The organism is Mycobacterium sp. E796, assembly GCF_001672815.1.
Classification (GTDB): Bacteria; Actinomycetota; Actinomycetes; order Mycobacteriales; family Mycobacteriaceae; genus Mycobacterium.
Map to the genome: position 1 here is coordinate 17,306 of NZ_LZKK01000169.1, position 10,257 is coordinate 27,562.

Consider the following 10,257-nt stretch of genomic DNA (forward strand, 5'->3'; position numbering starts at 1 on the left):
ATTCTCGACCCGTCCGAGCTGGATGAACAGAGCTAGTTACCCTGAACCGGTGAATCTCGACGTCAATCAGGCCTCCATCCGCGAGGTGTGCGACGCCGGCGTGCTGGCCGGTGCGGTGACGATGGTGTGGCAGCGCGGAGAACTGCTGCAGGTCAACGAGATCGGATACCGCGACATCGACGCGGGCCTGCCGATGCGGCGGGACACGCTGTTTCGCATCGCGTCGATGACCAAGCCGGTTACGGTCGCCGCGGTGATGAGCCTGGTCGACGAGGGCAAGCTGACGCTGAAAGACCCCGTCGTGCGCTGGGCGCCGGAGCTGGCCGACGTGCGGGTGCTCGACGATCCGCACGGACCGCTGGACCGGACGCACCCGGTCCGCCGCGCCATCCTGATCGAGGACCTGCTCACCCACACCAGCGGACTGGCCTACGCGTTCTCGGTGTCCGGGCCGATCTCGAAGGCCTACATGCGGCTGCCGTTCAACCAGGGCCCGGACGCCTGGCTGAGCGAGCTGGCCAAGCTGCCGCTGGTGCATCAGCCCGGCGAGAAGGTCACCTACAGCCACGCCATAGACCTGTTGGGCGTCATCGCTTCCCGCATCGACGGCAAGCCCTTCCACCAGGTGCTCGACGAACGCGTGCTCGGCCCGGCGGGCATGCCCGACACCGGGTTCTTCGTCTCCGCCGAGGCCCGCCGGCGCGCCGCCACCATGTACCGGCTCACCGACGACCACCAGCTGCAGCACGGCGTCATGGGGCCGCCACACATCACGCCGCCGTCGTTCTGCAACGCGGGCGGGGGGTTGTGGTCGACCGCCGACGACTACCTGCGGTTCGTGCGGATGCTGCTCGGCGACGGAACCGTCGACGGCGTGCGGGTGCTCTCGGCGGAGTCGGCCCGCCTCATGCGGACCGACCGGCTCACCGACGAACACAAGCGGCACAACTTCCTCGGCGCGCCGTACTGGGTGGGCCGCGGGTTCGGGTTGAACCTGTCGGTGGTGACCGATCCGGCGAAGTCCACGCCGCTGTTCGGGCCCGGGGGCGCGGGGACGTTCAGCTGGCCCGGCGCGTACGGCACCTGGTGGCAGGCCGATCCGTCGGCCGACCTGATCCTGCTCTACCTGATTCAGAACCTGCCCGACCTGACCGTGGACGCGGCCACGGCCGTCGCGGGCAACACGTCGCTGGCGAAACTTCGCACCGCACAACCCAAATTCGTTCGCCGCACCTATCAGGCGCTCGGGTTGTAGCGCCATGGTCGACTACCCGCCCGCCCGCATCACCGGGCAACGGCTGGTGCTGCGCCCACCGGTGCTCGACGACGCGGGCGCTTTGTTCCAGCGGATCGCGCGCGACCCCGCGGTGACCAAGTACCTGCTGTGGGCGCCGCACCTCGATGTGGCCGCGACGCGGCGGGTCATCACCGAAAAGCTCAACGTCGGCGACGAAGAGCGGACCTGGGCGATCGCGCTTAAGAACAGTGGCGAACTCATCGGGCTGACCAGTTGCAGGCGCCCCGTGTCGCACTCGGTCGAGATCGGCTACTGCATGGGACGGCGCTGGTGGGGCAAGGGTTACATGTCCGAGGTGCTCGACCTGCTGATGTCGGCGCTGCAGGCCGATCGCGGGGTGTACCGCGTCTGGGCGTCGTGCAGCGTCGAAAACGAGCGCTCGGCGCGGCTATTGGAGCGCGCCGGCTTCGTCCTGGAGGGCCGGCTCGGCCGCTATGCCGTCTTCCCCACCATGGGACCCGAGCCGCAGGACAGCCTGCTCTACGCCAAGATCCTGCGCTGACGCAGCGGTTCGCGAGGCGCGACGAGGTTTCCCCGCATGGTTAGTGGGAATCCGAGGTGTGACATGAGGTGCATCGGGGCACACGCGAGCCGGTAGCGATAGGGAGAAGGTGGCCTGCCGATGACCACCGCCACGCGGCCCTTCCACGGGCACGGACGCCACGAATTGCCTGGCGGCCGCCACGAACTGCGTCATGGTCGTCGAGGTTTCGCGCGGCCGTCGCGGACGTCAAATGTGTTGCTCGGCCTGCGATCCCGGTTGGGAATCATCGCCGGCGCCGCCGCGCTTGCGCTGCTCTCGGGTGCCGCGGGGGCCCTCTGCGTGATCGAACTTCGCCCGATTGCCCCGAGTGCGACGGGTCCCTACGCCCCTGCCCCGGCGCCCGCCGCCACCATCGAGCAGGCGGCGGCCAAGGCGCGGCCCAGTGTGGTCAAACTCGAGACGGCGACCCCGGCGCAGGCCGACGAGGGCTCCGGAGTCGTGCTGAGCGCCGACGGGCTGATCCTCACCAACAACCACGTCGTCTCGATACCGGGCCCCGGCGGGCCCGCGCCGGCGGCAACCGTGGCGACGCTGGCCGACGGACGCGCCGCGCCGTTCACCATCGTCGGCGCCGACCCTGCCGCCGACATCGCCGTCGTTCGCATTCAAGGGATTTCGGGCCTGACCCCGATCACCATGGGCTCGTCGGCCGGCCTGCGGGTTGGCCAAAGCGTGGTGGCCATCGGCGCGCCGCTCGGGCTGGACGGCACGGTCACCACCGGGGTGATCAGCTCGCTGCACCGCCCGGTGTCGGGCGTCACCGGCCCCGCCGGCAACAGCGGGGTGTTCGACGCCATCCAGACGGACGCCACCATGAGCCCCGGCAGCTCCGGCGGCGCATTGGTCGACACCGACGGTGAGATGATCGGGCTCAATTCCGCCATCGCGACGATGGGAGCCGTTTACCCCGGCGGCCCGGCCAGCTGGATCGGCGTGGGCTTCGCCATCCCCATCGACCAGGCCAAACGCGTCGCCAACCAATTGATCGCCACCGGCAACGCGACGAACGCGTCCCTGGGTCACCGCTGAGCGGCGACTACCCGTCCCGTTCCAACGCCCGCCGCGCATAGGCGCGCACGTCGGCGTCCCCGTCCTTGAGCGCGATGCTCAGGGCGTCGCGGGCGGCGGGTTCGGCGGCCCAGCGCGTCAGGCTCAGCACCGCCGCCTTACGCACGTCGAGGTGCGCGTCGGACAGCGCCTCGGACAGCAGCGGCACCGCGACCGCGGCACTCGCGCCGCGCAGTGCGCGCGCCGCGCCCTCGCGCACCTGCCACGCCGGCGCCCGCAACGCCTTTTCGACGGCACCGAGATCACCCGCACCGCAGCCCAATTCGCCGAGCGCGGCGAGCGCGGCCGCGCGCACCGCCCTATTGCGCCACCTGGCGAACGGCGACGTCTTTGCGATCCCGGTGAGCAAAAACTATGACCGCGACGCGCCGGCCAGTTCTCGCTCCGGCGGCGGCGGGCTGTCCAGGCCGGGCGGCACCAACCCGGCGGGCACCAGCCGCGCCGCCGCCAGCGGGAACAGCCCGCACAGCGCCCAGGCCGCCGGGTATTCGGCCGCCGCGACCACCGCGCCGAAGAGCGGCGGCCCGGCCGCGGCCATCAGCCGTTGCGTGGTGTTCTGCAGGCCCAGCGCGCGTCCGCTCCAGAACGGCCCGGCGAACTCCGTGATCGCGGTGGCCTCCAGCCCGTTGTCGAGGACGGCGAGCACCGAGATGGCGACCATCAGCAACACGTCGTATCCGGAACCCGTGCCGTCGGTCAGGGCGAGTACGAATAGCGCCAGCGCGGCGGCGACGGCGATCGTACGAACCGGGCGCATTCGCGAGCCGACGCGATCGGACCAGCGGCCCACCGCGATTCGGCCCGCGGCGCCCAACACCTGGGTCAGGGTGACCAGCCCACCGGCGGCCGCCACCGACCAACCGTGGCGATGCATCAACCACACGAGCATGAACGTCACGGTCACCGTCTGCGGGATCATCAGCAGGCCGGCGACCGCATGAATGCGCCACAGCACCGACGAGCCGCGATAAGGGCTGGCCAGTTCCTCCAGATCCGCGGCCGTGCGGGATTTCCTTGGCGGATCGACGATTCCGATCGCACTGGCCACGGCCGCGATCGTGCACATCACCGCGAGGAACATCAGCCCGCGGTGCGGGCCGCTTTCGGACAGCTCCGGTATCACCAACGCGCCCAAGGCGATTCCCAGTGGCTGCGCGGTTTGGCGGATGCCCATCGCCAGGCCGCGCTGGCGGGGCGGAAACCAAGCCGACACCAGCCGGCCGCCGGCGGTGTTGCAGCTCGCCGCGGCCATCCCGCCGATGAATAGGAAGACACCGATCATGAGCACCGAATGGGCCGACGCTGCGGCGTAGCCGGCGGCCGCCGTCAACACCGAGCCCGACGTGAGCACGGTGCGCTCGCCGACCCGGTCCAGCACGTAACCCCAGAAGACCAGCGTGACCACCATGCCCCAGCTGGGCATCGACGACAGCAGGACCGCCGCCGGCAGCGACATGCCGCGGTGTGACTCGAGCGAGGGGATAAGGAACGCCACGCCGTTGATGAAGAGAAAGGACGTCGCCGTCACCCCCAACGAGACGGCCATGATCGACCACCGCGCACCCATTCAACAATGTTGCCACAGCGTTTGGCGGTCACCCGGGATCGCGGCGCGCCAAACTTATTGAACGCTAAGGTGTTTCATAGCGACGATTAATGCGGGCGCCGATATGCGCCGTCACGCGCGGCCTGAAACATGTTGAACGCCTTATCGCCATGGCGAAATTCATAGGGGACGCATAGCCTGGGGCGCCGTGGGAGGATCAACTACGTGACTGATGACGCGGCCAAACACGCTTTGACCAAGGTGCCGGCGGTCACCCTCGGCTTCTGGGTGATCAAGATCCTGGCGACGACGCTCGGCGAGACGGGCGGCGACACCGTCACGATGACGCTGAACTGGGGCTACGCCGCGGGCGTCGCCCTGTTCGGCGTCGCGCTCGTCGCCCTGGTCGCCGCGCAGATCTTCGCCAAGCGATTCCACGCGAGCCTGTACTGGGCCACCATCGTGGCCTCGACGACGTTCGGCACGACGCTGGCCGATTTCGCCGACCGACAACTCGGGATCGGCTACACGGGCGGATCGCTGCTGCTGTTGGGTCTCCTGCTCGCGACCCTGGGGCTGTGGCGCTGGACGCAGGGCACGGTGTCGGTGAGCACCGTTTCGACGCCGAAGGTCGAAGCGTTCTACTGGGCCACCATCACGTTTTCGCAGACGCTCGGCACCGCGCTCGGCGACTGGCTCGCCGACACCCGCGGATTCGGCTACGAACGCGGCGCGCTGGTGTTCGGCGCGGCGCTGCTCGTAGTCGTGGCCCTGTACTACTGGACCGGCATCTCGCGCGTCGCCCTGTTCTGGGTGGCCTTCATCCTTACCAGGCCGCTGGGCGCGACCGTCGGCGACTTCATCGACAAACCCGTCGCCGACGGCGGCCTCGCGCTCAGCCGCCCCCTGGCGTCGGCGGTGATCGCCGCGATCGTCGTCGCGTTGGTCGTCGTGTTGCCACAGCGTCCGGGACGCCACCCCGGTCACCCGGAAGACCGCGCGGCGGCGGAAACCCCCTGATTCCCAAGCCTTCCCGCCTGCACGACGCTGTCGCCGTTGCGCGCCGACGCGTCGGCCGGCAGCTCGAAGGCCGGGTACGCCGAGCCGACCGCGGCCGTCGCTGCGGTGCGTTGGGCCTCCATGCGCGCCAGCGCGGCGTCGGTGAAGACCGACAGCCCCAGGTCGGGGTTGTAGCCGTGGATCTCCTTGACGTCGAGCTGGGCCAGGAAATAGACGATCTCCTTGGAGACCACCTGACCCGGGACCAGCACCGGGAAGCCCGGCGGGTAGGGCACCACGAACGTGGTGGACACCAGCGTCCGGCCCTCCGCGAGCCGCCTGCCCGCCATGCCGATCAGCACGTGTTCGCGGTCCGACTCCTCGTATCCGGCGTAGAAGGCCGACCGCATGTCGCCGAACATGCAGGCGTCGACGGGGCGGAACGCCATGTCGAATTCGCTGAAATCCGGCAGGTGCGGCAGGTCCTCCGTGATTTCCTCGACCCGGCGCTGTTGTAAGGCGCGGTCGTCCTTGCCGCCGATGCTCTGTCTGCGCTCGAAGTCGGTCGCGATGCGCCGCAGCACGTCGAGCAGGTAGTGCACGCTCGACCAGGTGACCCCGATGGTGAAGATCAACAGCACACTGTTGATAGACGTTTTGTTGATCTGAATTCCGAACCGCTCCATCAGGATCTTCTCGCGGAAGTCGTAGCCGTTCATGCCGGTCTTGCCGATGAACAGGGTGACCCGCGTCGCGTCCAAGACGAACTGGTCCGACCGCCACGCCTCGTTCCACTCCGCCAGGGCGCCCTGGCGAACCTCGCGGTAGGAGCTGACGGACGACGCGCGGAACTCGTCGGGCACCAGGTCGGACTCGTCGAGGATGCGGAACCACTTGCCGATCAGCCGGTCCTTGCGGACGCGGTGGCGAAAGATCAGGGCCATGTTGTAGACGTTGCGAACCAACTCGAAGCCCTCGATGTCGACCTGCCGGCGCGCCAGGTCCAGCGACGCCAACAGCTGCTGGTTCGGCGACGTCGAGGTGTGCGTCAAGAACGCCTCGACGAACGCGTCGCGGGTGAGCGCCTTGAAGTCCTGGTCGCGAACGTGGACCATCGACGCCTGCCGGAACGCCGACAGCGACTTGTGCGTGGAATGCGTCGCGTAGACGCGAACGCGCGCGCGGGCCGGGTCGGGCAGCAGCCGCCGATCGACCCACTCGGAACGCTCTACGCCCTCCATCGATGCGGCCCAATCCCGGTACTCCGCAGCGTATTCCGGCGACGCCAGCATCTGCTCCAGGCGTTCCGCGGACACCATTGCGGTGCGCTGCCGCGCCCACGGCACCGCGGTGGCGAACGCGTACCACGCCTCGTCCCACAGGAAGCAGATGTCCGGCTTGATCGCCAGCACCTCCTCCATCACCCGGCGCGGGTTGTAGACGACGCCGTCAAAAGTGCAGTTGGTGAGCAGCAGCATGCGGACCCGGTCCAGCTGGCCGGCCGCCTCGAGGTCCAGCAGCGCCTTCTTGATCGTGTGCAGCGATACGGCCCCGTAGATCGCGTACTCGGGCAGCGGGTAGGCGTCCAGGTACAGCGGGTAGGCCCCGGCCAGCACCAGGCCGTAGTGGTGCGACTTGTGGCAGTTGCGGTCGATGAGGACGATGTCGCCCGGTCGCGTCAGGGCCTGCACGACGATCTTGTTGGCGGTGGACGTCCCGTTGGTGACGAAGTAGGTGTTGTTGGAGTTCCACGTGACCGCGGCCTTGTCCATCGCCTTCTTGATGTTGCCGTGCGGGTCCAGCAGCGAGTCCAGGCCGCCGGAGGTGCTCGAGGTCTCGGCCATGAAGATGTTGCGGCCGTAGAACTCGCCCATGTCATGCAGGGACTTCGAGTTGAAGATGCTGGCGCCCCGCGCGACGGGGAGCGCGTGGAACTGGCCGACCGGCGCCCCCGCGTAGGCGCGCAGGGCGTCGAAAAACGGTGTGGCGAAACGGTTTCGCAGGCCCGCGAGCACGGTGCTGTTGAGGTCGGTGACGTCGTTGAGCCGGTAGAACGTCCGGTCGTAGACGTCGGGTTCGTCCTCGGTCTCCGCGGCGATCGATTCGTCGGTGAGCAGGTAAAGGTCGATGTGCGGCCGCAGCTCCCGGATCCACTCGGCGCATTCCACCCAGTCCTGGGTGTCGGTCGTCAGCGCGTCCTCGCAGGCGGCGCCCAGCAGCGTGTTCATCAGCGGCACCCGGTCGTGGGAGCGCAGCGGCAGGTCGTGGCGGATGATCGCGGCCTGGATCTCGCCGTTCAGCGCGACCGCGGTGATGGCGTCCTCGATGCTGCCCACCACCAGCAGCTCGTACTGCACGTCGTCGGACGGGGTGCGCAGCGCCCGCAGGCACTCGGCCAGGCTGTCGGGGGCCGTCGACGGGGCGTCGTCGGCGAGCAGCACGGTGTAGAACTGCTGCTGTTTGGCCTGGGCGACCAGCTCCTGCTCGGCCAGCGACGCGGTGGTGTCGAACAGCCCGGCGCGGTCGCCGTATTCGCTCAGCAGGCGCACCGCCAGCGACACCTCCTCGCTGAGGCGCACCGTCGAAAGGCCCTCCAGGTGGGCGCGAAACGTCGCGAGATTGGCGGCGCCGGGGAACAGCCAGTAGCGCTCGTAGGCGGCGATGCGGTCCATCAGGCGCTTCACCCGGGCGATGTCGTGCGTCTTGTCCAGGCCGGCGAGGTCGACGTCGCGCAGGTGACGGCAGGCGTCGTCGAGCAGGTTCCAGGTGTCGACGCGCGTGTACGACGGGTTGGCGACGGCCGCGAGCGCGGACACGCGAAGTCGCCTCGGGCGGGCGGATTCTGGACTCATGGCGTCACCCTCTTCGCATCAGTGCAGCTCACAATTATCGCGCGCCCCGTCCCGGATCTCGGTGGTTCGCCTCATAGCCAGCAGCATTCCATCGGTAGCCGCTGTTGTGGCCCGTTTCGAGGTCAGGGATCCAGCTCGTCGTCGGCATCAACGGCGCGCCGATTTGCCCTGGAGTCCACCCACCGCAGCACCGGGAGCTCCCGGCTCCGCGCGGGCAGTTCGGTGACGTCGCTCAGCGAGCGCACCACGGCCTGCGTCAGTCCCATGATGGCGGCCATCACCGGCAGCAGCGGCTGCAGCGGCCGGGCGGCCGACCGGACCGTGCTGATGCGGCGGGCCACGATCAGGCGTTCGATCGAGTGGTAGAGCCAGGCGCCGACGCCCAGCGCGTAGATCGCGAGCGCCGACGCGACGATGCTCCACCCGTAGGCCGCGCACACGACGGCGCCCAGCACCACCGTCGCGGCCAGGAAGGCCGCGACCGCGACACGCAGCTCCAACCGGGTCATTGCTCTTTGCGGACCGCCTTGGCGGCCGCGCGGATCTGCGGGGTCACCAGCATGACCTGGCCGAGCACCCCGTTGACGAAGCCCGGCGACTCGTCGGTGGACAGCTCCTTGGCCAGCTGCACGGCCTCGTCGACGGCGACGGGCTCGGGAACGTCGTCGGCGTAGAGCAGCTCCCACACCGCGACCCGCAGAATGGCCCGGTCGACCGCGGGCAGCCGGTCCAGGGTCCAGCCCTGCAGGTGGGAGCTGATCAGGTCGTCGATGTGGGCGAGGTGCTCACCGACACCCCTGGCCGCGGCGGCGGTGTACGGGTACAGCGGCGACACGTCCGGATTCGCGTCGGCCAGCGCGGTCCGGACGTCGACCACTTCAGCCGGGGTCAACTCCCGGGCCTCGGCCTCGAACAACAGGTCGACGGCTCGCTTGCGCGCCTGATGGCGTCCCTTAGCAGCCATGCGGCCCGCTCACGCGTTGACGCGCCCCAGGTAGCTACCGTCGCGCGAGTCCACCTTCAGCTTGTCCCCCGTGTTGATGAACAGCGGCACCTGGATCTCCGCACCGGTCTCCAGCGTGGCCGGCTTGGTGCCGGCGCTGGACCGGTCGCCCTGCAGGCCCGGTTCGGTGTGGGTGACCGCGAGCTCGACCGACACCGGCAGCTCGATGTAGAGCGGCGCCCCGTTGTGGAACGCGATCTGCACGGGCAGACCCTCCAGCAGGAACCGCGAGGCGTCGCCGACCAGAGACTCGGGCAGCGGGTGCTGCTCGTAGTCCTGGCTGTCCATGAACACGAAGTCCGAGCCGTCGTGGTACAGATAGGTCGCGTCGCGGCGGTCGACGGTGGCCGTCTCCACCTTGACGCCCGCGTTGTAGGTCTTGTCGACCACCTTGCCGGACAGCACGTTCTTCAGCTTGGTGCGTACGAAGGCCGGCCCCTTGCCGGGTTTGACGTGCTGGAACTCAACGATCTGCCATAGCTGGCCGTCGATCTCCAGCACCAGTCCGTTCTTGAAGTCGGCAGTCGAAGCCACGGTCGGTATATCTCCTCAGGGATGCTGTCGGTTCGCCCCATGCAGATTACCCGCGCCGCGGGCCCGGCCCGAACCGTGCGCCCGTGATCACGCGCACCCCCGCCCCTACAGGGCGACCAGGATATTCAGCGCAATCTCGATCGTCGGCAGCACGAACACGAAGAAGAACGCGGTCGAAAAGGCGATGGCTTCGCGAATCAACGGAAGCAGAAATCCCGCTAATTGATTGAGCATCTGCTCGAAAGTGGTGAGGGCTCCGGCGAAGAAATTCTGCACATCGCCCCACAGGGCGGAAATGGTGCCGGTAATCGATTCCGCGGGCGGCAGCAACGCGGCGTTGGCTGCCTCGGCGGCCGCATACTGCGCCACCCCGGCGTTCATCAGCCCGACGAATTGCTGGTGGAAGGCCGCCGC

General features: G+C 68.8%; 9 protein-coding genes and 2 pseudogenes. 4 read left to right on the plus strand and 7 right to left on the minus strand.

Annotated features, from left to right (window positions below; translation table 11 throughout):
• Positions 1-49: 49 nt before the first annotated feature.
• From A5706_RS12570 to A5706_RS12580, 3 genes are all read left to right on the plus strand, one after another.
• Positions 50-1,255 (plus strand): serine hydrolase, encoded by a 1,206-nt coding sequence (locus A5706_RS12570; protein WP_197517817.1) that lies wholly within the window; start codon positions 50-52, stop codon positions 1,253-1,255.
• Between the two features lie 4 nt (positions 1,256-1,259).
• Complete coding sequence (locus tag A5706_RS12575) at positions 1,260-1,799, plus strand: GNAT family N-acetyltransferase (protein WP_068130943.1); 540 nt, start codon at positions 1,260-1,262, stop codon at positions 1,797-1,799.
• Between the two features lie 120 nt (positions 1,800-1,919).
• Positions 1,920-2,870 carry a trypsin-like peptidase domain-containing protein gene (locus A5706_RS12580; protein WP_082964333.1) on the plus strand — a complete coding sequence of 317 codons (951 nt, stop codon included), beginning with the start codon at positions 1,920-1,922 and terminating at the stop codon, positions 2,868-2,870.
• A gap of 7 nt (positions 2,871-2,877) precedes the next feature.
• Here the strand turns inward: A5706_RS12580 and A5706_RS12585 are convergent.
• Positions 2,878-3,204: pseudogene (locus tag A5706_RS12585) on the minus strand (HEAT repeat domain-containing protein); the annotation flags it as partial.
• 57 nt (positions 3,205-3,261) lie between these two features.
• Entirely contained in the window at positions 3,262-4,476 is a 1,215-nt protein-coding gene (locus A5706_RS12590; protein ID WP_068130954.1) for an MFS transporter, read from the minus strand.
• Positions 4,477-4,680: 204 nt separating this feature from the next.
• On the opposite strand from A5706_RS12590, the gene A5706_RS12595 reads away from it, so the two are divergent.
• Positions 4,681-5,475 carry a hypothetical protein gene (locus A5706_RS12595; RefSeq protein ID WP_068130957.1) on the plus strand — a complete coding sequence of 265 codons (795 nt, stop codon included), beginning with the start codon at positions 4,681-4,683 and terminating at the stop codon, positions 5,473-5,475.
• On the opposite strand, the gene A5706_RS12600 is transcribed toward A5706_RS12595, so the two are convergent.
• From A5706_RS12600 to A5706_RS34260, 5 genes and pseudogenes are all read right to left on the minus strand, one after another.
• Positions 5,439-8,306 (minus strand): aminotransferase class I/II-fold pyridoxal phosphate-dependent enzyme, encoded by a 2,868-nt coding sequence (locus A5706_RS12600; protein ID WP_068130959.1) that lies wholly within the window; start codon positions 8,304-8,306, stop codon positions 5,439-5,441. The genes A5706_RS12595 and A5706_RS12600 overlap by 37 nt on opposite strands.
• 122 nt (positions 8,307-8,428) lie before the next feature.
• On the minus strand, positions 8,429-8,815 hold the full coding sequence (locus A5706_RS12605) for an antitermination protein NusB (protein ID WP_068130962.1): 387 nt from the start codon (positions 8,813-8,815) through the stop codon (positions 8,429-8,431).
• Positions 8,812-9,270, minus strand: a complete 459-nt coding sequence (gene nusB / locus A5706_RS12610; RefSeq protein ID WP_068130965.1) for a transcription antitermination factor NusB — start codon at positions 9,268-9,270, stop codon at positions 8,812-8,814. The genes A5706_RS12605 and nusB overlap by 4 nt, the downstream gene beginning before the upstream one ends.
• A 9-nt stretch (positions 9,271-9,279) precedes the next feature.
• Complete coding sequence (efp, locus tag A5706_RS12615) at positions 9,280-9,843, minus strand: elongation factor P (protein ID WP_068130969.1); 564 nt, start codon at positions 9,841-9,843, stop codon at positions 9,280-9,282.
• 105 nt (positions 9,844-9,948) lie between these two features.
• Positions 9,949-10,257: pseudogene (locus A5706_RS34260) on the minus strand (hypothetical protein); the annotation flags it as partial.